The sequence below is a fragment of the Arthrobacter sp. TJ-238 genome (assembly GCF_058269215.1).
The window spans coordinates 129,756-156,394 of sequence record NZ_JBZCNH010000004.1; the positions used below are offsets into that span (position 1 = coordinate 129,756).

The 26,639-nt window shown below is 65.5% G+C and carries 22 protein-coding genes and 1 pseudogene; 7 read left to right on the forward strand and 16 right to left on the reverse strand.

Annotated elements, in window-relative coordinates; all coding sequences use genetic code 11:
- Positions 1-197 precede the first annotated feature (197 nt).
- Positions 198-1,478: an immunity protein YezG family protein gene (locus AC4D2O_RS09535; RefSeq protein ID WP_490906702.1), complete on the forward strand. Its 1,281-nt coding sequence runs from the start codon at positions 198-200 to the stop codon at positions 1,476-1,478.
- A 58-nt stretch (positions 1,479-1,536) separates the two neighbouring features.
- Here the strand turns inward: AC4D2O_RS09535 and AC4D2O_RS09540 are convergent.
- The 3 genes and pseudogenes from AC4D2O_RS09540 to AC4D2O_RS09550 all read right to left on the reverse strand — a co-directional run.
- A pseudogene (locus AC4D2O_RS09540) lies at positions 1,537-2,626 on the reverse strand (IS110 family RNA-guided transposase); the annotation flags it as partial.
- Positions 2,627-2,659: 33 nt separating this feature from the next.
- Positions 2,660-3,852 (reverse strand): IS3 family transposase gene (locus AC4D2O_RS09545; RefSeq protein ID WP_490906704.1). Its coding sequence is split into 2 segments (ribosomal slippage): positions 2,660-3,565 and positions 3,568-3,852, totalling 1,191 coding nucleotides; the frame shifts between segments, so codons are not numbered across the junction.
- A gap of 471 nt (positions 3,853-4,323) precedes the next feature.
- Positions 4,324-5,199, reverse strand: coding sequence for a LysR family transcriptional regulator (locus AC4D2O_RS09550; RefSeq protein ID WP_490906707.1), 876 nt, complete (start codon positions 5,197-5,199; stop codon positions 4,324-4,326).
- A 91-nt stretch (positions 5,200-5,290) separates the two neighbouring features.
- Here AC4D2O_RS09550 and AC4D2O_RS09555 point away from each other — a divergent pair, with 91 nt between their 5' ends.
- Entirely contained in the window at positions 5,291-6,241 is a 951-nt protein-coding gene (locus tag AC4D2O_RS09555; protein ID WP_490906711.1) for a DMT family transporter, read from the forward strand.
- Positions 6,242-6,390: 149 nt separating this feature from the next.
- Here the strand turns inward: AC4D2O_RS09555 and AC4D2O_RS09560 are convergent, their stop codons facing one another.
- The 10 genes from AC4D2O_RS09560 to AC4D2O_RS09605 form a co-directional block, all read right to left on the reverse strand.
- Complete coding sequence (locus AC4D2O_RS09560; RefSeq protein WP_490906713.1) at positions 6,391-7,488, reverse strand: alanine racemase; 1,098 nt, start codon at positions 7,486-7,488, stop codon at positions 6,391-6,393.
- 159 nt (positions 7,489-7,647) lie between these two features.
- Positions 7,648-8,145 (reverse strand): SRPBCC family protein, encoded by a 498-nt coding sequence (locus tag AC4D2O_RS09565; protein WP_490906717.1) that lies wholly within the window; start codon positions 8,143-8,145, stop codon positions 7,648-7,650.
- 250 nt (positions 8,146-8,395) lie between these two features.
- On the reverse strand, positions 8,396-9,883 hold the full coding sequence (locus tag AC4D2O_RS09570; protein ID WP_490906720.1) for an alanine/glycine:cation symporter family protein: 1,488 nt from the start codon (positions 9,881-9,883) through the stop codon (positions 8,396-8,398).
- A 258-nt stretch (positions 9,884-10,141) separates the two neighbouring features.
- Positions 10,142-10,570 (reverse strand): hypothetical protein, encoded by a 429-nt coding sequence (locus AC4D2O_RS09575; protein WP_490906722.1) that lies wholly within the window; start codon positions 10,568-10,570, stop codon positions 10,142-10,144.
- Between the two features lie 229 nt (positions 10,571-10,799).
- Positions 10,800-11,483 (reverse strand): DUF2306 domain-containing protein, encoded by a 684-nt coding sequence (locus AC4D2O_RS09580; RefSeq protein ID WP_490906724.1) that lies wholly within the window; start codon positions 11,481-11,483, stop codon positions 10,800-10,802.
- Positions 11,484-11,718: 235 nt separating this feature from the next.
- On the reverse strand, positions 11,719-12,936 hold the full coding sequence (locus AC4D2O_RS09585) for a glycerate kinase family protein (RefSeq protein ID WP_490906726.1): 1,218 nt from the start codon (positions 12,934-12,936) through the stop codon (positions 11,719-11,721).
- A 43-nt stretch (positions 12,937-12,979) separates the two neighbouring features.
- The gene (locus AC4D2O_RS09590) at positions 12,980-14,515 is read right to left on the reverse strand and encodes an SLC13 family permease (RefSeq protein ID WP_490906729.1); all 1,536 of its coding nucleotides are present in this window, start codon (positions 14,513-14,515) and stop codon (positions 12,980-12,982) included.
- Entirely contained in the window at positions 14,512-15,171 is a 660-nt protein-coding gene (locus tag AC4D2O_RS09595) for a response regulator transcription factor (RefSeq protein ID WP_490906730.1), read from the reverse strand. Before AC4D2O_RS09595 ends, AC4D2O_RS09590 begins: the two co-directional genes overlap by 4 nt.
- The gene (locus AC4D2O_RS09600; protein WP_490906731.1) at positions 15,168-16,844 is read right to left on the reverse strand and encodes a sensor histidine kinase; all 1,677 of its coding nucleotides are present in this window, start codon (positions 16,842-16,844) and stop codon (positions 15,168-15,170) included. The genes AC4D2O_RS09595 and AC4D2O_RS09600 overlap by 4 nt, the downstream gene beginning before the upstream one ends.
- A complete protein-coding gene (locus AC4D2O_RS09605; protein WP_490906733.1) occupies positions 16,844-17,008 on the reverse strand; it encodes a hypothetical protein in 165 nt (54 codons plus the stop codon). Before AC4D2O_RS09605 ends, AC4D2O_RS09600 begins: the two co-directional genes overlap by 1 nt.
- 811 nt (positions 17,009-17,819) lie before the next feature.
- Between AC4D2O_RS09605 and AC4D2O_RS09610 the strand changes: the two genes are divergently transcribed.
- On the forward strand, positions 17,820-17,897 hold the full coding sequence (locus AC4D2O_RS09610) for a DUF6480 family protein (RefSeq protein WP_490907488.1): 78 nt from the start codon (positions 17,820-17,822) through the stop codon (positions 17,895-17,897).
- A gap of 440 nt (positions 17,898-18,337) precedes the next feature.
- Positions 18,338-19,825: a glutamine synthetase beta-grasp domain-containing protein gene (locus AC4D2O_RS09615; RefSeq protein ID WP_490906735.1), complete on the forward strand. Its 1,488-nt coding sequence runs from the start codon at positions 18,338-18,340 to the stop codon at positions 19,823-19,825.
- Between the two features lie 198 nt (positions 19,826-20,023).
- Here AC4D2O_RS09615 and AC4D2O_RS09620 read toward each other — a convergent pair whose 3' ends face one another.
- Complete coding sequence (locus tag AC4D2O_RS09620; protein WP_490906738.1) at positions 20,024-20,413, reverse strand: iron chaperone; 390 nt, start codon at positions 20,411-20,413, stop codon at positions 20,024-20,026.
- Positions 20,414-20,764: 351 nt separating this feature from the next.
- On the opposite strand from AC4D2O_RS09620, the gene AC4D2O_RS09625 reads away from it, so the two are divergent.
- Positions 20,765-20,941 (forward strand): DUF1059 domain-containing protein, encoded by a 177-nt coding sequence (locus tag AC4D2O_RS09625; protein ID WP_490906741.1) that lies wholly within the window; start codon positions 20,765-20,767, stop codon positions 20,939-20,941.
- 26 nt (positions 20,942-20,967) lie between these two features.
- Positions 20,968-22,107, forward strand: coding sequence for an EAL domain-containing protein (locus AC4D2O_RS09630; protein ID WP_490906744.1), 1,140 nt, complete (start codon positions 20,968-20,970; stop codon positions 22,105-22,107).
- A gap of 302 nt (positions 22,108-22,409) precedes the next feature.
- On the opposite strand, the gene AC4D2O_RS09635 is transcribed toward AC4D2O_RS09630, so the two are convergent.
- Both AC4D2O_RS09635 and trmB read right to left on the reverse strand, forming a co-directional pair.
- A complete protein-coding gene (locus AC4D2O_RS09635) occupies positions 22,410-23,441 on the reverse strand; it encodes a DUF695 domain-containing protein (protein ID WP_490906747.1) in 1,032 nt (343 codons plus the stop codon).
- 173 nt (positions 23,442-23,614) lie between these two features.
- A complete protein-coding gene (trmB, locus tag AC4D2O_RS09640) occupies positions 23,615-24,493 on the reverse strand; it encodes a tRNA (guanosine(46)-N7)-methyltransferase TrmB (RefSeq protein WP_490906750.1) in 879 nt (292 codons plus the stop codon).
- 386 nt (positions 24,494-24,879) lie between these two features.
- Here trmB and AC4D2O_RS09645 point away from each other — a divergent pair, with 386 nt between their 5' ends.
- Positions 24,880-26,556, forward strand: a complete 1,677-nt coding sequence (locus tag AC4D2O_RS09645) for a DEAD/DEAH box helicase (RefSeq protein WP_490906753.1) — start codon at positions 24,880-24,882, stop codon at positions 26,554-26,556.
- Positions 26,557-26,639: the final 83 nt, after the last annotated feature.

Consider the following 26,639-nt stretch of genomic DNA (forward strand, 5'->3'; position numbering starts at 1 on the left):
CCGACAAAGGAGGGGCTAGACGGGCCGGAGCGAACTCCTACAATCCGATAGGACAGCAGCCAAAACACAAAAAGCGCTTCTACAGCCCGAGCGAAGCGGGACCATTTTCAGCGCTTGAAGGACTGAGGCCGGCCCCTCTCGAAGCAGATAAGGCAAGATTGGCTATGTTTTGGACCGTGAGCACAGGGGGCGCTTAAGTGAATGACGACGTGTTGGCTAACTTGCCGGCTGCTGACCTGCTCCAGGTGGTCGAACGGGTAATCGACGAACGAGGTACTTTCGCTGGTGAAGCAGAGCTCGTAGTCGACGAGGTCCTTCGCTTGTGTGATGCAGGACAGCTGTCGAGAACTCTTGCCGGTGACCTCAGTTCGTTGATCTACCAGCGGAGTATGCACGCCGGGCACTCCGGCGACTTTCAGGTATCGACACCGGTGTGGCGCCTCGGGAATGAACTCAACCATCACAAGCGGTCGTCCTTCCCTGACATCCAGGTGGATCCTGTCCGAATTCACGCCCGGGTTGTGGACATTGCGGCGGGAAGGGTTCCGCCACCTTTGAAAGGCGAGCTCGGGCAGGGTGAGCAGCCTGACCTCGTCGTTGCGATAGCCCGAAGCATCGCCGCCGAAGTGGAACCGGGCTGGGATTCGTTGCGCTTTGAAGCGACGCTCCTTGGTAACGTCACCACATGCATCACCTACGTCGCTCGATCGGGAAAGGAGGAGCGATCCAGTCCTCCTTTCGCTGTGGCAGACCTGCTCGACGACTTGAAGGATGCTCTTGCTCGCTCCGGTAAGGGCACGTGGATCTCGCTGACGATGGTCTTAACACCTTCAGGAGGTCTAACTGTTGAATACAATTACGACCAGGACGCAATTTTCGGGCTGGGGGTGACCGCGAATGACTACTCCCTCGAGCTCAAGCTGTTCCCCCGCGACGAGAGGTCGATACCAGAATGGTGGCGAGAGCGGGTCGCGCAGGGAGACCCCTCACCAGCCAACACCCACGCCCCGGGTATCGCGGAAGGAAACCCGTCGCCTACCTCGGAGCCAGCGCAGGATGAGGTCGATCATGAGGTGGCCGACCTTCTAACTCTTATCGCCCGAGAGGTGGACGGGAGCGTCTCACCTGGGTGGGATAGTTTGCGTTATCAGGTGGAAACCGTGGGCAATGTGACCTCGGATCTGATCTATGTCGCTCGGGGTGATACCGAGGAACGGGTGTACGCGCCTGATGAGATGCCCGAGCGACTGCTTCAGCTGAGGGAAGCAATGTATCGAGCGGACATAGGCACATGGATCTCACTGACCCTCACCTTGACCTCCTCAGGCTTGATGGACGTCGACTACAACTATGACGAGAAGCCCGACTTCGGGTTCGACGTCAGTGCTCACGACTACGCCCTCGAACTACAGCGATTCCCCCGTACTGACGAATCAGTGCCTGAGTGGTGGCGAGAGCGCATAGCCAGAGGAGATTGACAGCGCTCTGATCGGGTACGGCGAGGGGTCCTTCACCGGACACCACCTGATCCGTAGATCAAACCGAAGCCGGCACCCTCAACCGGTGCTCCTCTCCCGGGCAAGGGGCTGCCCCGGCAACGTGGGATCGGGCCGGTTCCGCGGTGGCGTAGAGGGTGTTCAGCTGACGGTAGAGCATGCGGGCGATGTAGCGCTTCAGAGACCTACGGATCTCCCGATAACTATGGCCTTCTTGGGTACGTTTGGCGACGTACTCCCGGGTCCCGGGATCATGAACCATCCGGGTCATAGCAATGGTGTGCAAGGCTCGGTTAAGGCGCCTATCACCACCACGATTGAGCCTGTGCCGGATAGTGTTACCGCTTGAAGCTGGCAAGGGGTTCACCCCTGCTAGTGAGGCGAAGGCAGCTTCGCTGCGAACCCTTCCTGGATGCGACCAAGCTGCCAGGACCGTAGCGACCGTGACAGCCCCGGCGCCCACCATCTCCAACAGCGGCGCAGCAGGGCTTTGCTTGATCAGCTCTGTCATACGCTTCTGGTTAGCAGTTAGTTGAGTGGTTACTTCGTGGACGCGGCGCGCCAACCGAACTGCTTCCTCGCGCGCGATCAACAACTCGATCGGCTCGTCTCGTTCCCTCCACCTGGTGATCGTGTCGATCTGGGCGGGAACCAAAGGTTTACGAGCGTCAATTCCCAGCTCGTGTGCCCGGAGTAAGGCGATGAGCGCATTGACATTCATCGTTCGGTCCCGGGTCAACTGATCCCGGGCTGTGCTCAGGATCCTGAGTCCGGCACGGGCCCCCTCGTCCTGGCGCGGGGCTCGGAGCTGGGACTCATCTAAAGCCGGTGACAGCGGTTCCGATCGCTGCCGCGTCCAGCGGATCGGATTTACCGATCGCGCGGCGTCCTCGGGCGTTCATCCGTGGAGCCTCGACGACGTCATAGCCGACCTCGGCTACTGCCCGGGCCAGACGTGCCCCATAGGAGCAGACACCCTCGACAGCCCACAGACACCCTGTGACGCCACCCGTGCGTCGGCCTACCCAGGCAAGTCCGCGGGAGATCCCTGCCGAGGTAGTCGGGAATTGCTCGCACGCGACCTGTCGCTTAGTACGGGCCTCGATGATGGAGTAGGTGTGTGTGCGGGCGGGTCTGCTGCACGGATAGGTGACAGTTTGTAGTCACGCAGCCAGGGCAGCTGGCGTGTTCATGATGGTCTCGAACTCGAGGGGCGTCAAACGTCCCAGACGGTGTTGCCGGCGGCGCCGGTGGTAAATCCGCTCGATCCAGGTCACGGTAGCGATGCGCAGTTGTTCGCGGGTGGTCCAGGACCGGCGGTCGAGGACGTTCTTCTGCAGCAGGCTGAAGAAGCTTTCCATTGCGGCGTTGTCGCCGCAGGACGCGACTCTTCCCATCGAGCCGACCATGCGGTGGTGGGTCAAGGCACGCAGGAACTTTCTGCTTCGGAATTGTGATCCTCGGTCGCTGTGAATCACGCAGCCAGCGACATCACCACGACGAGCGACAGCGTTTTCCAGTGCGTTGACGGCGAGCCGGGATTTCATCCTCGAGTCGATGGAGCAGCCCACGATCCCGTTCGAGCACGCGTCTTTGACCGCGCAAAGGTAAAGCTTGCCTTCCGCGGTTTTGTGCTCTGTGATGTCCGTCAGCCACAACTGATTCGGCTTCTCAGCGGTGAACTCGTGCCGGACCCGACCCGTCTCGTCCGTCACCGTGCAGAGGTCGTCGTGGACCGGCGGTCCAAGCTTCTTCCCGTTCTTCCCCCGTTTCTTCCCGAACGAACTCCACCACCCATTGACCGCGCAGATCCGCCACGCGGTCCGATCAACCATCGCCTCGCCGGCGTCGCGGGCCTCGTCTGCCAGGAGCCGGTGGCCGAACTCGGGGTCGTCGGTGTGGGCATTGAAGAGAGCGTTCGCGCGATACGCCTCAGCGACCTCGCTCGTGGTGACGGGAGCGGTCAGCCACCGGTAGTAGGGCTGGCGGGAAAGCTTGAGGACCCGGCACGTCACCGTCACGGGTGCCCCGTTGACGGCGAGCTCTCTCACGAGCGGGTAGAGCCTTTTCCCGGTAAGTTCGCCTGCGATAGGTAGGCTGCCGCCCACCGCAGCACTTCATTCTCCTGCTCCAACAACCGGACCCGCTTGCGCAGTTCACGGTTCTCCACCGTCTCGCTGCGACCCTGACCAAGCTTGACGCTCTCATCAGTCTCGGCGTGACGCAGCCACTTCGTGAGCGTCATCGGGTGAACTCCGAAGTCTTTCGCGATCTGCTCGATCGTCACTCCGGGCTCACGGTTCCTCGCAACGCGCACCACATCGTCACGAAATTCCTCAGGGTAAGGCTTAGGCACAGCAACATCCTTCCAGGCCAGCCTCACGGCAAGCCAGATCAGATGTCACCTATCCGTGCAGCAGACCCAGCCGTCCCACAACCCGGTGGCTTTACGTGCAGAGTTCGGGTCGTCGCCGATGCACGCTGAGGATCCTCGAGCGGGATGCGCTTTGGTAGCGGCGCTTCAGCTGCGCGGCTCGTCCTCGTCGCGAGGCTTGCGTCCTCTGTGAAAAGCTCACCTCATGCCAGAGGCTACAACGCTGTCACTTCACCCCTTCCAGCGCGCACATTCGCCCTTCTTCATTTCTCTCGCCAGCGACCACCAAGTGACACGATTCGTAGGGAACGGACAGCCCTGAAACGAAGACGCCATGGCCTCACGCATTGACCTGGCCCTTGAACACCTTCCAGTGGAGGAGGTTGGGGCCGTTCGCTGGTTCATCGCCATGCTTTATACCAATCCGGTCGGGCTCGTAGCCTCAACCCGTATTCAGTTGCCGGGGCTGGCCATGGTCAGTCCGAGCATGCGGGTGACTTGTGGGTGCCATGGTCTGTTCGCTGGTCCGGTGAGGACTAGTCGGCGTTCCAAATGTGGTTGCAAGTCGACCATGGTGAGCGTGTCGGGCAGCATCGACGCGGCGAGGGCCGGCATTATGGCCACGCCAATATTGTTCTCCACCATGCTCAGGAGCGTGGAGATCTCTCGTACGCGTTGTGCTGGGCTGTACCGGACGCCGCTGGTGGTGTGAAGCGTCTTGATCTGGGGTTCACATCCGCCTGAGGACACCAGCAGCGGGTCTTCAAGAAGGTCAGTGAGTTCCACCTGGTCCTGGGAGCTGAAGGGGTGGTCTTTGCGGATCACGGCCTGGAACCTGTCGGTGGCAAGTTCCAGGGCTTCAGAGGGGGCTGATTCGGGGTCGATGAGGATGGCGCAGTCCACCACGCCGCTGTTCAGCCACTCCTCGAGTTCGTCATCATCGCCTTCGAAGACCCGTACGTCGACATCGGGGAAAACCTCCGCCCAGTGATTCATGAGTTTCGGCAGCATGCGGTGTGCTGCAGTCTGGGAGGCAGCGATCCTCACCGTTCCCGTGAGCTTGTTGTGGTGGTGCTCGTCGATGAGCGACTCGATGGCCCGTGAGGCGGCCAACGCGGTGCGGGCATGCGGCAGCAGAGCACGGCCCAACTCCGTCGGACGCAGCGGACTCGTCCGGTTCACCAGCGGAGTTCCGGTCACCTTTTCCAGTGCCGCGATGCTGTGGGACACGGAGGACTGATCGACGCCGAGTGCCTCGGCCGCCGCCCCGAACCCGTCGTGCTCGACCACAGCGGATAGGACAGCCAACTGCTTCAGGGTCACACCCATGAAATCACCTCATGTGTTGATGATGCGCATGCATTGGACTCAGCATGCCCTATGTTGTGACGCTGGACCGAACAAGTTGGAAGGAAGCCGCATGTCTGTCCAGACCGCCAAACCAGCGAAGGCATCACTATCAATCGGGGCCCAGTACATCGCCGCAGCAGCTGTGTGGGGATCGAGTTTCCTGTTCATCAAGGTCGCCGTCGAGGGAATTTCACCCGCGCAGGTTGTCCTCGGCCGGCTCATGGGAGGCGCGGTCCTGCTGGCACTCATCATGCTTCTGACCCGACGTCGGTGGCCCACGGGTGGCAGGACCTGGCTGCACCTGTTCGCGATCGGGATCCTGATGTGCGTGGCCCCGTTCCTGATGTTCTCCTGGGCAGCCCAACACCTACCCTCCGGACTTTCGAGCATCTTCAACGCGACGACCCCGATTGCGACGATGCTCATCGCCCTCGCCGTCCTCCCCGAAGAACGCCTCACGAGGGTCAAGACCGTGGCAATGTTCATCGCCGCCGGAGGCATCATCCTCGTCGTCGGACCCTGGCACTCCTTGGCCGATGTCCAGCACGCGAACCTCCTCGCGCAGCTGGCTTGTCTGGGCGGGACAACCTGTTACGGGCTGGGATTCACGTACACCCGCAGGTTCTTCCGCTCCCACGACTACGACTCCGTCACGGTCGCTGCCAGCCAGATCGGCGCAGGAGCCCTCGTGATAGCCGCCCTCACGCCCCTCATCGGTCGTGACCCGGTCCATCTCACACCGGCGATCCTCGTGAGCATCATTCTGCTCGGGGCGGTCGGAACCGGCCTCGCCTACATCTGGTACACCAACGTCATCAACGCCTGGGGGGCAACCGTCGCCTCTACAGTGACCTACCTGACCCCCATAGGAGGTGTACTCCTCGGGGTCCTCGTCCTGCACGAACGCATCGAGTGGAACGAGATCGTCGGCGGGATCATCGTGATCCTCGCCGTCCTCGTCAGCCAAGGCCGACTCACACTGACATCGCCACATCTCCGGCTCCGGCACCTTGAGGACTAACACGCGTCCTTCATTCTCATCCTCGGGAGGACAGCTAAACGCTCGTGGGAAGGGTGGAAGGAGTCTGTCGCTTCTCGCAGTCGCCTGGGCGGCGTGCCGCGTCGTTCCGGGGTGCGTACCACTGCCCTTACGCCCCTGAGCGGTGAAGCTCAGGTATTGCGCCCGCGTGCATCAACGGGCCACGACGTAACGTCACCATCGCTTGACAGCACCCGATAGGTGTCGGCCAAGTTGACCGCGACGCACACGTGATTCGGCACAATACTCACCCGGCTTCCCACTGGTAGGTCTACTCCCGTGATGGTTGCGTGATGCTCTGAAAGCACAGTGATGCGCGCTTCGGGGAAGTGCAGCAGCCGGCCAAACCCCGTGGACATCGGGCCGCGGTCAGAGGAGAGCACTTTGCTGCCAGCGTCCGCGATGAGGTGTCCGCTCCTGCGCGACACGATCGTGGCGAGCACGGTGAGCGCGATGGACTCAGGTTCAATCGTGCCCAACTCCCACTGCTGAGCATCTCCCAGGGCCGAGACCCCCGGCCTCAGTTCTGTCAACACGTTGGAATCCGCAAAAGCAGCCGATGGTGTTGAGCCACCGCTTACCACCCGCGTAGCAAGACCTGACGCCGCCAGCGAATCAACGGCTGCCCGGAGCGCTACGGCTTCGTCCCGCGCCGCAGCCGCACGCCCCTCCAGGGCATAACTGTGTCCTGGAAATGTGAACACCCCAGCCACGTCGAGCCCAGCATCTGTTGCGGCGGCCGCGACGGCTCCGGACTCTGCCGGGAAGACCCCGCTGCGATGATGCCCGGAGTCGATCTCTACCACGATGTCGAGCGCGGCACGCTCCGCCTCCGGTATTGCCGCGGCGAGACGCTCGGCCGAGGCGGCCGAGTCGACCCCGACGCGGACCCGGGCGATCTCGAGCAGAAGACGCAGGCGCCGCGTCTTATCGGAATCGAGCCACAGAGGGTAGGCGATGAACAGATCGCGTATGCCTCCGGCAGCGAACACCTCTGCTTCGGACACCGTCGCGACCGTCAGTCCGACGGCGCCCACGGCAAGCTGCCTGCGGGCGATTTCAATCGATTTGTGCGTCTTTGCGTGTGGGCGCATGGCCAGGCCCTGTTCGTGAGCCGACGCGGCGGCCGCCGCGATATTCCGATCGAGTACGCCCTCGTCGAGGACGAGAACCGGCGTAGGCGAACCTCGAAGTTTCTCGGCGAAGAAAGAAATAGGGCCCGTGGTCACACTTGAAGCTTAGGTCGTTTCCCACAGTCCTCTGCACGACAAGTTCCGGGGCCCCGGCCTTCGTGCAGGCTCGCGTTTCCACGTCGAGCCGACGGATGCCGTCTTGCGATTTCTGGCGCCTACGGCGCTCGCGGTTTCCCAGTCGAACGGCGTCGGCCGCTAGGGGGTGGTGGGTGCTGCGTTCTGTGCCTGTTCCGCGACACTGCGAAGCCGTTGGAGACTTTCCTCAATGCCGTCATGCATGGTCTTGCGACGGTCCCGGTCACGACCGAAGCCGCTCACGACGATCCACCCGGCCCGGGTGATGGGCCGCACTACTTCATACGACTCAGTCACGCGGGTTCCCCCGTTCTCAGGTTCGAACCTGTAACGCCAGTGCACAGTGCCACACAGTGGTTCGGTGCGGGCGAAAGCGAACTCTCGGCCGGGCAGCACTGCTGTGACGATCGGCTTGTTGCTCCATCGAGATTTCCCGATCTTGTTCTGTGCCTTGAACCGGGCACCCAGCTCTGGCCCGACAGCACCACCGAGCCACTTGCAGGATGCTACCTCGGGGCTGTATTCCGGTGTCCTGGTCACGTCGGCCACGATGTCGTAGACGTCCTGGGGTGGAGCATCGACGTGGATACTCAGCTCATCCCGGTCCAGAGTCTGCATCAGATGCCTCCCCGTGATCCGCGCCCTCCCTGCGGAACGGTGCGGCTTACAGGATCACCCCGAAGCGCGGGCGAGTCAATGCCCACTCGCCGACGCCCAGCGCGAACTCCAATCGGTGGGCAGCCTCTTGCCAACCCTTTCAACTCACCATGAACCGTCCCGCAACCTGTGAGATGCGGGACGGAACGACGAGACACGTCAGTTCTCCTGCTTTTTCAGTCCTGCTTCTTCGGTAACCGCGTCAGGCCCCCTATTGCTCAGTGGGGAGGAACTCGCGGCGCTTATTGATGGTCTGGATGTGTATCGGACCCGTGACGGTGAGCTCATCCTCCCAGCATTCGATGCCCGTCAGGTCGGGGAAGATGTTGCGGGTGAATACCGGGTCGCGGCCCTCGCGACGCTGGCTCGTGTAGTCCTTGAGCAACCGGAACGCGATCCCGGAGAGCAGACCGATGGCGATCAGGTTCGTCAGGGCCATGAGCCCCATGACGCCGTCGGCGAAGTTCCAGATGAGGTCGGCACCGACCACGGACCCGGCGAGCACTGCGACGACGACGAGCACCCGGTATGCGGTCAGCACTGCGCGCCGCTTGGTGATGAACTCGATGTTCGATTGGCCGTAGTAGTAGTTGCCGATGATGGAGGAGAACGCCAGCATGAAGACGATCACGCTCAGTGCGATGTTCGACCATTCACCGAGAGTGCCGACCAGTGCACCCTGAGTCAGCCCGATCCCTCGTTCTGCTCCCGCGAGGTCGGGCCCGGAGACGAGGATGATGAACGCAGTGATGGAGCAGACCAGGAAGGTGTCGAAGTAGACCCCGAGGGTCTGCACGAGTCCCTGCTTCACGGGATGGGTGACGGCCGCGCTCGCTCCTGCGTTGGGGGCTGATCCGAGCCCTGCCTCATTGGAGAACATGCCGCGCTTCACGCCGGTGAGAATGATGTACCCGAACGCAGCACCGACGACCTCGTTGAACCCCCACGCGGAAGTGAATATGTCGACGAACACCGGACCGACCCGGTCGAGGTTGAGGGCGACGACGGCGAGCCCGAGCAGCAGGTAGGCCAGCGCCATGATGGGCACGAGCAGTTGCGTGACGGACGCGATACGTCGGACTCCGCCGAAGACGACGAGTGCTGTCAGGGCCGCAACCCCTACACCGATCGCCCACGGCAGCCACGTCAGGTCCCCGCCGACGCTCGAGGTGACCGTCGCCGCAATGGTGTTGGCCTGCAGCGAGCTGAACGCGAAGGGGAAGCAGACGATGAGGATGACCGCGAACCACACCCCCAGCCAGCGAGCCTTCAATCCGCGCTCTATGTAGTAGGCGGGGCCGCCTCGGAAGCTGTCTGTGTCGCGGACCTTGTAGAGCTGCGCAAGCGACGACTCGATGAAGCTCGATGCGCCGCCGATGAATGCCATCATCCACATCCAGAAGACCGCTCCGGGTCCTCCGACCGCGATCGCGGTGGCGACACCGGCGATGTTGCCCACCCCGACCCGCGACGCCGCAGAGATGGTGAACGCTTGGAAGGCCGAGACTGACTGCGGCTGCCCGGACTCCGTCTGCGGTGTCTTGTTCGTCAAGGTCCGGAACATCTCCGGGATGAGACGAACCTGCACCACCCCGGAACGGATTGTGAAGTAGATCCCCAGACTCACGACGACGGGCAGAATGATCCACGTCCACAGATTGTCGCCCCAGGTCAGTAGCCACTCGTTCACAGAATCCATGCGGGTCAGTATCTCTCACGCCGCGCCTTGGATGGAAACCTCGCACTCGGTTGACGGTCAAGGCGAGTTGACCGCTCACCGATGACGTCCGGCGCTTCGGCGCATCGCTGGTGCAAGCTCAGCCGGATGGTTCGCGGCCGGCGCCTGTGCGTGAACAACCTCGATAACTGTTCGTCGGAAGCCTTCCCACGTCGAGAATCGCTCAGGTAAATCGGATGTACCAGATGACACCGTGTGGTCGTACAGTCCAGTCCGGCTCTACCGGATGAGGATGTTGGTATGGACCTCAGTCCAGTTGTCGCGCTTCAAGTCTTGGCTGTCGTAAGAGTCCATCACCAGCGTCATCTGGCGCAGATTCGAGCCTCCACCTGGCGAGACGGTGACTAGCTGACCACTGCCGCTGCCACAACCTCCAATGAAGTTGGTGTCATCGTTATCTACCGCGTACGCGCAGTAGCCCTGCTCGTCGTTCATCGCCCCTATGAAGTAGGCGACCTGATTCTGCTCCGCGACCTTCCTGACCGAGTCGACATTCACGCTGTCATCAACGACGACGTTCGGTAGCCGGTCCTGAGCGGTTGCCTCCCGGTCCAGGGCCGCGATGCCATATTCTGTACTACTGCATCCGCTGATCAGGATCAGCGTCGAAACCAGGACTGTTGCCACTGCTGCCTGCTTGAAGTGCATGATCGTCCCCCTCGACAGCCGCCAAAGCATTACCCAGTGCTGACGCTACCAACGGGCACAGGCGCATGTGATGCGTGACTGGAAGTGCAACAGCACCGGGACGCACCGGGATCGATCAACGGACACATCCACTTACCAGGCGTAGGCCACGGTTGAGTCATCGATGACGAATCAGCCGTGGATGAGCCGACAGCTTTTCTCGGTCGCTTCCCTGGACGTGACCACGTAGCTACCCGGTCAAGGCGGGAGTGCGGCGCAACCACCATTCGCCCGCGGCCACGTGCATCGTGAAGGCCAGCCAGAACGCGACGCCGAACATCGTCGTATCTGGTGTGGCAGGAGTCGTTCCACCGGAAATCATTTGCTCGGCACCCTCGAAGATTCCTACCCAGATCCTGATGGTGCCGATGCCAATGCCGACGGCGAATGCGCGGATCATCCAGCGTCGGTGCTGTCGTACGTCAGTACGCCGAATTGCCCGGAATGCGAGCACGAGGCAGGCCAGGAACCAGCAGCCGAACACGATCGTCGCGGCAGCCTCGGGTGCGCCTCCCCAAGCGTGGGGCACACCGAAGAGGAGCGCGAACAGTCCGCCGACCAGCGCACAGGTGATGAGTACACGTCCGAGCCGCCGGTGTACGGGATAGTGCCGGGTGCGGAATCGCTGCGACAGCTGCAACGGCGCCCCCAGGAGATACACGAGGCCCGGCGCTATATGGAGGTAGGCGAGCCACGGGTGGGCGACGTATCGCTTGGCGAAGTCGTCGTCAGGCGTGCTGCCCGCGAGGAGGTGGGGCCAGTCGACGGTCACCCGGATCGCCGCGAAGATCAGCACGATGATCACCAGCGCACCCATCGACACCGCGGCACGACGTACGAGCTTCGGGCGCGCGGTCGTCACCTTCTCCGTCATCAGCGGAGCTTGGCACAGCGTAACTTCGCGGTCAATGCCCGATGCTGCGTACCGGCGATTCGTGCACCACGAAGCGGTCGAGGGGGCCCTGATACTTGGCGAGTCCGAGCGCCCTGGCTGTCATCGAGTCGACCACAGCTGCGGCAGGCTCCGTAAGCCGACGGCTCAGCGTACGTGCGTATCGGAGGACTCGTCGCTCTCGCCGCAGGTCTTGGCAGTCATGGTCAGTATCGCGTCAGGAAGCCCGTAGCTCGAGGTGCCGTGCGTCGATGGATGAGGATACTGCCGCGCCCAGCAGTAGTAGACGCATGGTGCGCTCCGTTGCTTCGATCAGGAGCTGCTCGCCGTTTGCCACGGCATCCTCGAGATTCATGGGGAGGGTCATGATGGAGGCGATGGCGTCGATGCCGATGTCATGAACTTCCGGTGCTCCCTTACCCAGGGACCCTGCGAGCGCCAGGACGGGGACGCCGGCCAGTTGCGCTCGACGGGCGATCACGGCCGGCACCTTGCCGTTCGGGGTCTGGAAGTCGATCGCGCCTTCTGCGGTGATCACGAGGTCCGCTCCCCGCATCAGCGCGTCGAGATCGAGCCCCGCGAGTCCACTGTCGATGAGCGCATCGAAGCGCGGTACCAGCTTCGCTCCCAGGGCGGCGAGACCTGCACCGAGTCCTCCCGAGGCCCCCGTGCCCGGACCGGAGCGATAGTCGAATCCGGCCTGCAGGCCATCCCGCTCGAGCACCCGCGCCCACTGCCGCATGGCTTTGGCGAGCTCCTCCACCTGGTGCGGAGAAGCGCCCTTCTGTGGACCGAAGACCCGTGCAACACCCTTCTTGCCGCACAGCACGTTGTGCGGGTTGCAGGCCACGATCAGGGTGGCCTCCTGCACGGCGGGGTGGAGGCCGGACAGGTCGAGCCGTTCGGCGTCGATGAGCGCGGAGCCGCCGAACGGGAGGACGCGTCCCTCGCCGTCGAGGACCCGGGCGCCCAGAGCCTGCAGCGCGCCGGCGCCGCCGTCACTCGTTCCGGAGTCGCCGCACCCGATGACGATGGTGCGGATGCCCTCGTCGAGGGCTGCACGAATCAGTTCACCCACCCCGTAGGTGGTGGTCGCTCCCGGGTCGCGGAGCTTGCGTGGAACGAGCCGGAGCCCGGCCGCGGCAGCCATCTCGACCACGGCCGTGCCGGAGGCACTCCCGCCGAGCCGAGCGAAGTGGGACTCCACCGGCGCGCCCACCGGGCCGGTGACGTTCACCGGCACCAGCACTCCGCCGGTCGCGGCGGCGATGGTCGCCGCGGTGCCCTCGCCACCGTCCGCGATGGGCACGGCCGTGATCTGCACGCCCGGCAGGACACGCCGCACACCGGCGGCGATCGAGCGGGCCACCGTCTCGGCACTGAGGGATTCCTTGGAGCCGCTCGGAGCGATGAGCACGCGCTGGGGGACTGCCATGATGGTTCTCCTTGAGGGGGGGGTAGATATGCAGAGCGGGTGGTCAGGGGAAGAGGGGCAGGCCCAGGAACGGCCAGACCAGGAAGCTGAAGAGCAGCACGAGGGCTACGTTGACGGGAGCCAGAAGCGTGGACAGGCGAAGGAGGTCCTTGGCCGTGTAGGTCTCGATTCCGTCCACTGCGGCGAACATCGCCACCGGCTTCGCCGAGCTCGTCAGGGTATGGCAGAAACCTGCGGCAGCTGTCGAGGCGAAGGCCGCAGCCATCGGCTCCACGCCTACGGCGGGGGAGAGGGCGATCACGATGGGGATCAGGACGGCCGAGCGGGCCGACCTGCTTTGAATGACCAGATGGGCGAAGGTGGACAGCAGCACCACGAGGATCACGAAGAGGGGCGCCGCGGCCGCTCCCAGCGACCGGATGGGCTCCAGGACTCCGCTCGCCAGCCACTCGGCTGCACCGGTGGATATCAGGGCGTTCCCCAGGGCGAGTGTCGCGGCCATGAAGAGCAGCAATGACCATGGCACCGACTTGAGCCCTTTGGCCAGCTGCACCGAGCCGTAGCTCGGCGACGCTGCGATGAGAGCACCGATCAGTGCCACGAGGGCGGGGTCCAGCCCGTGCAGTGGCTCGGTGCACCACAGGACGACGACGGCGCCCAGCAGGAGGGCGGCCCGTGATTCGGCGACGGTCAGGGGGCCTGTGACGGGGGTGGCCGAATGCTCCTCGAGGTCTGTTGCGCTGATGCCCAGTCGCTCGGAGCGGTCAGCGGCCGAGGTGAACATGCGCAGCACGATCTCCGCGCAGACGTGGGATGCGACCAGTGCGAGCGGAAGACCGAGGAGGAGCCAGATGGCGAAGTCGAAGCTCTTCCCCGTTGCCGTCTCGAGGATCTGGCTCGTGATCAGGTGTGCTCCGGCTCCGAGGAACGACCCGACCGCCGAGAGCAGGATGACCGATGGGAAGAGGATCGCCAGGGTTTTGATCAGGGCCTTGCGCCCCGCCAGGGCGTGTCGCAGGGCGAGGAAGACCGGCAGTGCCAGGGCGGCGCGGCCGGACGTGGAGGGAACCGCGAAAGTGGTGACCACGAGGGCGAGGGTGGCCAGGTGCGCGAGCTGCCGGGGCGTCGTCGCGCCCGTGATGATGAAGGCCGCTCCGCGGTTGGCGAGCCCGGAAGCCTGTACCCCGGCCGCGATCACGAAAGCGGCCAGGAGAAGCCATATGGTCTCCTCGCCCAAGGTCGAGAAAAGGGAAGCGGTGTCCATCGTCCCGGTGAGGACCAGGATGGTCGCCGCCCCCAGTGCGACGTAGGTGTCATCGATCGCGGTGAAGATCCAGGACCACACCGCGAGGACGAAGACCATCAGTGTCACCGCACCCTGGGGGGACAGCCCCGTGTCGGGTTGCCGGGCGGCGAGAACCACGCCCGCGGCGACCGCGAGGCCGATGCCGGCGGCCGCCGCCCGGACGACGACGGTGCGGCGGGCAGCATTCCTGGCGTCGGCGGTGAGCTGAGGCGCGACACCGGTTGTCCCGGATGGGCGCGGTGGAGGTGCGGTGAGGTGTTCGATCACGCTCATGGCAGCCGGTACCCCGCTCCCCTGATGGTCTCGATGCGCGCGGCGCCGATCTTGCCGCGAAGAGCCCGCACGTAGACATCGACCACGTTCGACCCGGGATCGAAGTTGTAACCCCACACGTGGTTCAGCAATTGCTCCCGCGAGATGACCCGGTCCGGATTGCGCAGGAACACCTCGAGGATCGCGAACTCGCGGGCCGTGAGCTCGACGGCCTCGTCACCGATGCGCACGCGCCGGGAGTGGAGGTCGAGGGACAGGCCGCCGTGCCCGATCACAGTGCCGCTCGTGGCCGGAACGCGATCGGCCAGGCGAAGCCGGATCCGGGCGACGAGCTCGGCGACGTGGAAAGGCTTGGTGACGTAGTCGTTTGCACCACCTTCCAGCCCGGCCACCGTGTCCAGGGCGCTGTCCCTCGCCGTCAGGACGATCACCGGTGTCGACACTCCTTCGCCCCTGATCTGGGCGAGGACCTCGAAGCCGTCCAGCAGTGGCAGGCCGATGTCGAGGACGATGAGGTCGAAGCCGGCCGCTCGTGCGAGGAGAAGTGCGGTCTCCCCATCGGCGGCGTGCTCGGTCGAGTAACCGGCGGCCCGCAGGCCCTTCTGCACGAAGGACGCGACGTGGGGATCGTCCTCCGCGACCAGGATGCGGCTCATGGTGCTCCTTGTGATGTGGTGCTGCCAATGACGGGTAGCGAGGCGGTGATGGGCGTCGAACCGGCGCGACCAGGCGCGCCGTCACCGGCCGCTCGCCCTGCGGGTGGCTCGAGTGGACGGGACGGCGGCTCCACCGCGGGCCGGACGGCGGCGTTCTCCGGTGCGGGCAGGAGCAGTCCGAATGTCGCGCCGCGACCCGGTTCGCTGCGGACCCATGCCGAGCCGTTGTGGCCGTCGGCGATCGCCCGGACGATCGCCAGACCGAGACCGGCGCCGCCGCGCTGGCTGACACTGCGCCTGTCGGCGGGCAGTGAGGTAGCCGACCCGTGCTCGAACCGTTCGAAGATCACGGCGGCTTCCGTTTCCGTGACACCGGGCCCACTGTCCTCGACCCAGATACGGAGTTGCCGTTCCGGGCCGGTGCCTTCGAAGGCGGAGCCGATCCTGACGTCGGAATCCTCGGGGGTGTATTGCACGGCGTTGGCCCCGAGTTGAAGCACCGCCTGAGTGATGCGCTGGCCATCAAGGGCGACGACACCCTCCGCGACCTCCATGAGCAGCCACCGCCGATCACCCAGTGCCTGCATCTTCGCTTCGAGGTCGAGCATCAGGACCGCGACGTCCACCGGTGCCCGCTGGACGAAGTCCGGCCGTTCGGCTTTCACCAGCAGCAGGAGGTCGGACACGATCCGAGCCATGCGCGAGAGTTCGCCGTCGACGAGGGCCAGAGTCGCGGCGCGGCTCGCCGGATCGTCATCGATGAGCTCCAGGTGTCCCCGGATCACGGTGATCGGTGTCCGGAGCTCGTGGCTGGCGCCGTCGATGAAGGTCCGCTGCGTCACGTAGGCGTGCTCGAGCCGGTCCAGCATGTCGTTGAAGGTGGAGGCGAGGGCTGCGACGTCGTCGCGCCCCTGGACCGGCACACGTGCGGTGAGATCGGATTCGGTGATCTCGGTAGCCACACGCCGCACATCCCTGATCGGCCGCAGGATCTGCCCGGCCGCAAGCCAGGCAATGCCGGCCGTGAAGAGCAGCCCACCGAGCGCCACGAAGAAGATCACGGTGACGGTCTCCTGAACCTGCTCGTACCCGCCACCTGTGAAGGCAGCGATGACGAGAGTCCCGCTCTGGGCACCTGCTTCCACTTCCACCTTGCCCCAGCGCATCATGCCTGCTGCGGTCTCCCGAACACCTGAGGCCGCCGGGTCCTCACGGATCTCGCGCAGCAGGGCCGTGTCCGTGGATAACCGGTAGTCCTCGTTGCTACCGCGTCCGGACGAGCCGAGGTACAGGACTTCGTCGCCGGTGATACCGAGGATCACCTCGCCTGTCGATGCGTTCTGGCGCGACAGGTATCGTTCGAGCAGTTCGCTGACCGAGGTGTACGGCCGCGCGGTCAATGGATCCACAGCCTCGCCGGCGAATGTGGTGAACTCCTGGACCTCCTGCACCACGTCGTCGTTCGAGTCCCGGTCCACGCCAGCGATCAGGAGGGAGCGGACGGTGACGAGCAGGGCGATCAGGGCCAGGGCCGTGGTGAGGACGATCCACCCCACGATGCGCCAGCGCGCGGACACCGACGATCCACCGAGGGGTTTGGTGATCCGTCCGGGCGAGGACTGACCCGTCGTCGGGGGAGAGGTGGGGCTGAACCCACTCGGTGCGGGTGCCATCAGTCCTCTCCGACCGTGCCTGCGTCATCGCCGACCTCCACGCCGTCGCCGTCGTCGTCATCTGGCCCGTCATCTGGCCCGTCATCTGGCCCGTCATCTGGCCCGTCATCACCGTCGTCGCCGATGACCTGCCGTTCCACCAGACCGGGAGTTCCCTGGTCCACGGGAGTGACCGGAACTGCGGGTGTAGGAGGGAGACCCGGCACGGCGGGCACGGGAGCCGGTGCCGGCGCGGACGGTGGTACGGCGGGCTGGCTCGACGCAGGAGCAGGAGCAGGAGCAGGAGCAGGAGACGACGGCGTTGCCGGCTGATTCGACGAAGGGCGGGACCCAGGGGTCCCCGTGTCCGCGCCGTCCTCCACCCCGGTTCCAGCCTCGGCCGTAGGCGCGAGATCCACGACCACTGTCTGCGGTTCCACCGGCGGCACTTCCGCGGGTCGGCTCAGGGCCTGGCTTCCGACTGCTAGGAGGGCCGGAACGGCGAGCAGCCCTCCTGCAGCGAGCACGCGGGGGATGAGGGACATCGGAACTCCTGAGACATTCTGCGCGGGATGATTGCTGGCGGCGCTCCTGATGCGGAGGATCATCCACAGCAGGTGTTTCGTAACTACCACCTACTGTTGCGCACTCCCGTGATACCTCCATGAAACGCAGATGAGAATTCCTTCATCTGGGTCCCGCACAGCGGGACCCCAACACGGCGAGCTGGTCTCCCCCGGTTCGGGCTTCCCCAGGTCTGCGCTGGCGCTCCGACCAGGGAAACAGCAGGCCTCTTGCTTTCTGCTTATCCCGCACTCACCCATGCGCCTCGCGTCCTACTCCACGCCCCCTGTGCCATGTGCCGGAACGTTTCGTCTGGACGCTTGTCAGAACGACCCGCCGTCAAGACAGGTAGGGACACGATCCTGAATAGTAAGCGTGCTGAATACTGGGCAGGTAACGCGGGCGACGGCTGACGACAACGTGGAGGGTAGCGTGAGCGCAGGGAATCCAGATCCAGACGAGGACAACATCACAAGACTCGAGCCCGGCGGAGGAGTGCCCCCCGGGTGAAACACCACCAGCTGAAGCAAGTACAACGTGGCAACAGGGCCACGGAGAGAACGACGAGCCCTCACCTCACAGATAGGGAGAACGCCTCATGAAGGAACCTGCTGCACACCCAACTACTTCCACATCACCCGACGACAAGCCGACCGCGCAGGTGAAAAGACCCGAGCACCCGCCGGCTCATGGTGAAGACGCATCAAATCCAGCGGGCGAGTCCGGATCGAGCACAGAAGACGTCCTCGATTCAGACTCGCCCGTCCTGGAAGAGGTAGAAGACAGCCCCGTACGTCCTGAGAACAGCTAGACCGAGACAAGTCCCCTGCACAGGGTCGGCAGCCACCTCGATCGCCCATACCTGACCGTCACCAGATTCCTGGTGCGGATGCGCTTCAGGTTCCTGGTCTGAAGCAGCACGGCTGAGCGGTTGGCTGGTAGAAGGGAGTATGACTATCGACGCGCTTGAGCCTCATCCGATTGTCCGGCTGCTCGGCAAGCCCTCGGCGGAGTTCACCTGCGATGACCTTGTGCAGGCGATCGAACAGCTGGGGCTGCGTCAGGTGAACCTGCGTTATGTCGGCGGTGATGGGCGTCTGAAAACCGTGGCTTTCCCCATCAATTCGCGGGACCACCTCGTTGAGGTGCTGTCGCGGGGCGAACGGGTGGACGGCTCGAGTGTCTTTGCCGGCACGGATACCAGTGCCAGCGACGTCTACATCGTTCCGCGTCACCGCACCGCTTTCCTCAACACTTTCGGTGAGCGGGACTCGCTCGACGTGTTGTGTTCCTTCTACGACGAGTCCGGAAAGCCGCTGTCCTACGCGCGTGAGCAGATTGTGCGCCGCGCTGCCGAGGTGCTGACCGAGGAGACCGGCATGACGTTGGAAGCGTTCGGTGAGCTGGAGTACTACCTTGTCGACGAGCCCGAGCGGATCTACCCCGTCGAGGAGGAGCGCGGCTATCAGGAGTCGGGTCCGTTCTCGAAAGGTGAGCGGGTTCGGGAGCAGGTGCTGGGTTACCTCTGTGCCATGGGGGTGGCGTTGAAGTACGCCCATGGGGAGGTCGGCAATATCCTCGAGGACGACCGGCAGTTGGTCCAGCACGAGATCGAACTCCAACCCGTGCCCTTGGAGCAGGCAGCCGACAACCTCGTCCTGGCGAAGTGGGTGGTCCGCGAGGTCGCTTACGCCCACGGCCTGGAGGCAACCTTCGCCCCTCTGGTAGGCGGTAAGGGTGCAGGCAATGGCCTGCACATCCATAGCCGCCTGGTGCGTGACGGCGACAGTACCATCGTCGGTGAGAAAGGGATCAACGACACCGGGCGCCAGCTGATCGCGGGCTACCTCTCGGCGGCCAGGGCGTTGACGGCGTTCGGCAACACGGTTCCCACGTCCTACCTGCGGTTCACTGGCGGGGATGAGTCACCCGAGGGCATTTGCTGGGGCATGAAGGACCGCACCGGTCTGGTCCGGGTCCCACTGGCCTGGGGCGGCGACGTCCTGGCGGGCATGGTTGCTCACGCCAATCCTGGCAGCACCGAGCCCATACCCGAACCTGCCACGGACCCTCAGACCGTCGAGTTCCGCCTTGGTGATGGCTCGGCTGACGTGCACCTGCTCCTGGCCGGTATGGCCGTCGCGGCCAAGCGTGGGCTGAGTGATCCCGGGAGCCTGGAGCTGGCTGAGCGGCTCAGCACCGACAATCACGACGACTTCGAGCAACTGCCTGCCTCGCGCGCGGAGTCGGCCGACGCCCTCGAGGCCGAGCGCGACATGTTCGAGGCCGACGGCGTTTTCCCCCGGACGCTGATCGACGCCCTGCTCGCGGGCTTACGCGACACCGACGATGCAGGCGACACCGCGATGAGCGGAGACCCCGCCAACGACGACGCTGCTCGTGACGAACTCATCCGCCGCCACTGGCACGTCGGCTGAATACGGCTGGCTCTCGGGTCGTTGGAACGGCGGGCAATGATCGAAACCTTGGCGACTTGCCGGCAGCGAAAATAGCGGGCGCCCTGCAGTGCAAGCTGCACCGCGAATAGGTGCTGAGCCCTACGTACACAGTCGGTTCGCATGTCCGCGGGGATGATGTTTGAGCGATGCAGTGTCTGTGGCAACGCCGCCCCCGGTTTACAGCCCGAGGTTCTTCCGCGAGGTGAGTACGAGCCGTTCTACGAGGTCGTCCGGCGGGGGATTGTTCACAGGAAATGTGATGCCGGTTTTGGTGGCCTTCAGCCCGGCGGCGGTGATGTCCTCGGCGTGGGCGGTAATGGCACCCGGGGAGAGGTAGAGGCCGCACTGCTTGCTGAAGGCGGCATAACTGGCGACGATTGATCCCCCTGTCCGGAACCCTGGCATGTTGTATTCGATAATTTCCTCCGCGTCCGGAAGGATATGCGCCAGTTGTGCACGCAACCTCGCCAGCAGGGGTCGGAACTGTTCCGGAGCCAGAGCGATGTAGGCATCGTGGTCGGTAATCGTCATCCCATCATGATCCAGCAGTGAGGCGTCGTCACTCAATGACATGAATCCTCGGTTCGATGACAGTCGCGCCCGTGTACGGACCTACGGCCGATCAACCTACATTTCCTCGATCATCCGATGCTCATCGGGCACACTTGAGCCCGCGCCATCCGCCGTCACGACCCTCGATCGTCTCGGTGCGTCGACGTCGAACACGCTCGCCCTGGCCGACGAGATCCGGGTGTAGAAGGTGAATCGAGAACGCGTCGACGATGTCAACGAAGGATCAGCGCATGAAAGGCTCTGTCTTCCCAGGAACTGGCTGATTCTGTTCTCGATCGGAGGGCGCGGTCCGTATATTCAGGAAGGTTGCTTCAGGGAAGAAGCAGGACATGAACGGAGAATGAGATGAAGTCTTTTGCGTGCGGTGACGTGGTACCCGGATGCGACGCGCGATGGGTGTGCAGTTCGGACGATGAGGTTCTGTCACAGGTCGCAGCGCATGCTGCGTCGGCGCACAACCTTCACGTCCTGCCGGATGATGTCATCGCGCAGGTCCGGTCCTCCATCATCCCGGTCGGGTGACACCACGGCGATCTGGGTAGGACGAGATGGCAGCTGAGGCAGCTCCCGCCAGCCCGCCCGGGCCGGTGACCCGCGCGATGATCCTGGCGGCGTGTCAGGGGCACGGCACGACGACGGCGTACCAGCCGATCGTCGATACCGCCCGGGGCAGCATCGTCGGGTACGAAGCGTTGGCGCGATTTCCCGGGTATGAGCAATCCGATCCGGAGGCGTGGTTCGCTGCGGCCCGCGGACTCGGCCTGTCCGCTGCGTTCGAGGCTGCCACTCTGCGCAGTGCTCTGGCCCGGCGTCCGGCGCTGCCTGTCAACTGCTTCCTGACAGTGAATGTCTCACCCGCCCTGCTGCTGACCGAGGAGGTGCAGGCAGTATGGGCGGATCAAGGCGATCTGGGCGGAATCATCGTGGAGCTGACCGAGCAGACGCCCATCGACTCCTACGTCGAACTCGAGCCGGCATTGCATCGTTTGCGCAGCGCCGGAGCAATGATCGCCATCGATGACGCCGGCGCCGGGTATGCGGGCCTGAACCATCTACTGGCTGTGCGGCCGGCCCTGATCAAGCTGGACCGCGAACTGGTCCGGGATATCGACGAGGACCCCGCGAAACGTGCCCTGGTGGAGATGATCGGGGTGTTCGCCGGTCGGATCGACGCGTGGATCCTCGCCGAGGGGATCGAGCGCGTCGAGGAGCTCGACGCGCTCATCGCCCTGAAAGTGCCGCTCGTGCAGGGCTACTTACTGGGACGCCCGGACGCCGCATGGTCGGAACTCGACCTGGATCTGGCCCACCGCATGGTTGCGCGGTCCCGCGACACCGGCGGGGCGACACTGCGTAGCGTCCTGGAGACTTGTCCCAGCGCGCCCAGCACCCGGGCGGCCTCGGACCTGTTCGCCGTCCAGCCGAACCTGCGCCGCGTGGTCGTCATCGATGATCACCAGCGACCCCTCTGCATCCTGGACGCTCAGCACGCCGACCTCGGAGTTGTCAGCGCAGGTATCCGCCTGAACCTCGACACACCGCTCACAGAAGCCCTGCATCGCGCTCTCACACGCGCCGACCGGCAGCGGTACGACCCGCTGATGATCGTTGACAACGCCGGCCGCTATACGGGCATCACCCCCATGGACCGCCTCATCACCGCCACCCTCAGCTCGGTCGGACAATGACCCCGGGACAGTCGAAGTCCGACGGTCGGTCCTGCCCTGCACGCCGGCCGGTTCCGGGGAGCACCAATTCCCCGTCCTGCTCATAGCGGGTGCGGCGACAGCTGCAAGGCGAAGTCATGTGACCGGCAGGACCGGTGGATGGCTCATGCCGAGCGGTGGTGGGCTTGATGCTCTCGACCGCCTCCGGTACCGCCCGAACGATGGCGCTCCTGAGTGCTCGAGCGGCGGCCGTCGGATGATTCCTCCCAAGGGAGCTCGTCAGTAGGCGGGGACAGGATGGACCCGTGACCTCCGGGGCCAGCTCACGCGAAGTCCTGCACCTTCCTCCACCCAGGATCGAGCGCGTGCCGGACGGACACGCCGCGCCGCTCGCGCGCGGCGGCGTCGAGGACGTCCCGGCCGTTCTGGTCCTCCGAGTCCGAGTAGACATGGAACGTCCTGGCGCCCTTCGAGGTCTCGGCCGCGACGACCATCCCGCGGTGACCGAGGGCGCGGACGAGGGAATTCTCGAGGTCGTGCAGGGCGTCGAGGGCCGCCGGCAGGGGGAGGCCCTGCTCGTCGGCGTCGAACGGGACGCGCAGCGCCGTGTGGAGGTCGAACCGCGGATGGTCGATCCAGCGCAGTGGGCGCAGGACCCGCACGAGGATCGGGTCGCCGGCCCCGAGCGTCCCCTGCATCAGGAGCCAGCCGGGAGCGGGCAGGGTCTGCGCCAGTCCGGCCACAAGGGCGGGCAGGTCCGCCGCCGGGATGCTGTCGACGACGTCGTTCACGATGCAGTCCACGCGGCGCACCCAGCGTTCCACGTCGTCCTCGCCGAGCAGCCACTCGAGCAGCAGGACACACAGGCCGTGCTCGTCGTCCCACTGGCCCGTGAACCCCGGGTTGTACACGGAGACGATGAAGCCGTCGCCCTTGCGCGTCAGCGCCGCATGCACGCGGGTGCGGCTCAGGTCGAACGTCCTTCCGCGGTAGGTGATCGTCGAGTCGAGCATGTCCGGGCGGGCGCTGCGGGCGGGGATGAACTCCCACCGTCTGCTCGACGGCGGTGACGCCCGGTACCAGCGCTCGGCCACCGGACGCAGCGCCGCGTCGCCGCCACTGGAGACGCAGAGCGCGTGCTCGGCGTCGGTGCCCGTCCGTGTCTCCCATTCGAGGCCCCGGGCGATCGCCTGCACCCTGCGGGTCATCACATCCACATAGGCCCCGAAGTCACCGGCCCGGGTGGCGGTGGTCAGCAGCTCCTCGCCGTCCTCTGCCCACCACTGCCAGAACGCGACGATGGGGTCCCTGCCGCGCGCCCCACCGGGCCCTACCCGGCGGCTGAAGAGTCCCATGGTCCCTGCTTCCCCTGGTGTGCGCGTCCGGGACGGTCCGGTTGCTGTGACCCCAGAGAATCTACCCGCGTCACGCCTGCGGCGGGGAAGCGGCGCCCGGGCCAGAGGGGCTGTCCGCCGCCGGTGTCGCACGTCTTCCGGAGGCACGCGGGTGGCGGCTCAGCGACGGCCGCTCATCGGCGGCGGTAGGTGAGGTCGAAGACCATGCGGCCGGCCTTGATCGCCTTGTTCTCGAAACTCGTGAGGGTCCGCCCGTCGAACCGCGGCGCCCACCCGCCGCGCTCGTCCACGCCCTCATTGACACCCGTGTTCCCGGTGCTGACCGGGTCGCGGCCCTCGCGCACCGGCGCGCCGCCCACCACCGACTCCACGCCGCTCTCCCACACCTGGGTGAGAGGGCTCTCGGCACCCGTGCGCTCCCCGTCGTGCTGGTTCTCGAAGTGTGCGCTCGCGTCCAGGACCTCGCGCATCTGTACCGCGTAGCTGGACCAGTCGGTGGCGAGCCGGAAGATGCCGCGGGGCTCGAGGACACGCGCGGCGAGCTCCACGTAGTCCTCCTTGACGAGCCTCCGCTTGTGGTGCCGGGCCTTGTGCCAGGGGTCGGGGAAGAACGTCCACAGCTCGGCCACGGAGGACGCCGGGATCATGCCCGCGAAGGCCTCGGCCGCATTGACCTGCGCGGTCCGCACGTTGGTCAGATCCTTCTGGCTGATGCGCAGCATCGTCTGCGCCAGCCCGGGACGGTAGACCTCGAGGGCGAGGTAGTCGCGCTCGGGGTCGAGCTCCGCGGCATGCGTGATGGCCTCGCCGAGTCCCGAGCCCACCTCGACGACGAGCGGCGCGGTCCGCCCGAAGGCCGTGGCGGCGTCGAACACGAACCCCGGAGCGACGGACGTATCGGCATTCTCGACGCGCGGGACGTCGATCAGGAAGGCCTCGGCGAGTTCGTCCCACGCCTCGCGGCGCCGTCCCTGGAGGCGCGAGCCCCGCCGGACGAAGGACACGGGCTGTGCGCGGTGCGGCTGGTCGGGGGTCTGTGCTTGTGGCTCCATCAGGTCCAAGGCTACCGGCAGCACATCGGCGGCCACTGCACCCGCTGGTCCGCCACGGGCATGGCGGTATGTGCAAGACGACCCGCGGCCTGTCGAGGTCCCGGGAAGCGGCCCGCGGGCGCTCGCCGCCGCGTCGGATCCCGCGTCCCGTCCTGCGCCGATGCGGGATCGGGGCCGCCCTGCTGGTAAACTGGGAGCACTTGCCTGCGCAGGGCGGACCGGTTCCGCCAGTGAGATGCGCAGCCTGCGTCGCTAGAACGCATTCTTTTGTCCCGCATCCAGCTTCCGGCATCCGGAAGCGCGGTGGACACTGTCTGACTTTTCTTCGGCGAACCCCCGCACCGACCGGTGCCGGGGAGTATGAGAAGAAAGCTCGTGTACTCTTCATGACTACTTTTGCTGCCCTCGGTGTGCCCAAAGCGCTGGTCGAGAACCTCGCCGCGCAGGGGATCACCGAACCGTTCCCCATCCAGGTCAAGTCCCTTCCGGACTCCCTGGCCGGGCGCGACGTCCTCGGCCGCGGCCGCACCGGCTCGGGCAAGACCCTCGCCTTCGCGCTGCCCATGGTCGCACGCCTCGCCGAGCAGGAAGCGGCCTACCGCCGCAAGCCGGGGCGTCCCCTGGCGCTCGTGCTCGCTCCCACGCGTGAGCTCGCCACCCAGATCAACGCCACGGTCGAGCCCCTCGCCAAGGAGCTGGGGCTCAACACCACGGTGATCTACGGCGGTGTGTCCCAGCAGCGCCAGGAGAAGGCGCTGCGCGCGGGCGTCGACATCGTCATCGCCTGCCCGGGTCGCCTCGAGGACCTGATGCGCCAGAGGCTCATCACCCTCGAGTCCGTGGAGGTCACCATCCTCGACGAGGCCGACCACATGGCCGACCTCGGCTTCCTGCCCGTCGTGAAGAAGCTTCTCGACACCACGCCGAAGGACGGCCAGCGCCTGCTCTTCTCCGCCACGCTCGACAACGGCGTGGACAAGGTGGTCAACCGCTACATGACCAACCCCGTCACCCACTCGGTGGACGACCCGCAGGCCGCGGTCACCACGATGGAGCACCACGTGCTCATGGTCGGCGACCAGACCCAGAAGAAGCAGCTCATCGTGCAGCTCGCCTCGGGCACCGGACGCCGCCTGCTGTTCATGCGCACCAAGCACCACGCCCGCAAGCTCGCGAAGACCCTGACCGACGCCGGCATCCCCGCCGTCGATCTCCACGGCAACCTCTCCCAGAACGCCCGGGACAGGAACCTGGCCGAGTTCTCCTCCGGTGACGTGCGCGTCCTGGTCGCCACCGACGTCGCCGCCCGCGGCGTACACGTGGACGACGTCGAACTCGTGGTCCACGTGGACCCGCCCACGGAGCACAAGGCGTACCTGCACCGCTCGGGCCGTACGGCTCGCGCAGGCTCCTCGGGAACAGTGGTCACGATCACGCTGCCCGAGCAGAAGTCCGAGGTGCAGAAGCTGATGAAGGCCGCAGGCGTCGACGTCGCCTTCGAGACCGTCAAGGCCACCTCGCCGCTCGTGCTGTCCCTGACCGGCGACCTCGCGGAGAAGATCGATCCCCGCACGCGGGCGGCGCTCCTGGCGTCCCGTGAATCCTCACGCGGCGAGGGCACCTCGACCGGCGCCAACGCCGAGCGCAAGCGCGCCCGACGCGGATCGGCTGCTCCGGCTGCCGGCGGCCGTGGAGGACGGGGTGGACGCGGTCGCGTCTCCGCCGATCCCCAGGCGGCGCAGGGCAACCGTGCCGACCGTCGCAAGGACCAGCCGCAGGCACCCCGGTTCGGGTCCGACACCGGTGCTGCCGCGAAGACCGGTGGCTCGCGCCGCCGGGCCGACGAGCCCCGCACAGCGTCCGAGACCTCGACGCGCAGCCGCCGTCCCGCCTCGGGCCAGCGCGTCGGCGACGCCGTCCGTCGCCCCGCCGCGGGAGCGCCTGCAGCAGGTGGACAGCGCAGCCACGCGCCGTCGTCGGCACCGCGGGCCGAGGGCGCACGCCGCGCCGCCGGTTCCCGCAGGGCCAGCGCGCCGGCGTCGAACGACCGTCGCCCGCGCTGACATCCGCATGACGGGCGAAGGCCCTCTCCCCGATCAGGGGAGGGGGCCTTCGCCCGTCCCGGGTGATGCGGGGACCCGGGGGT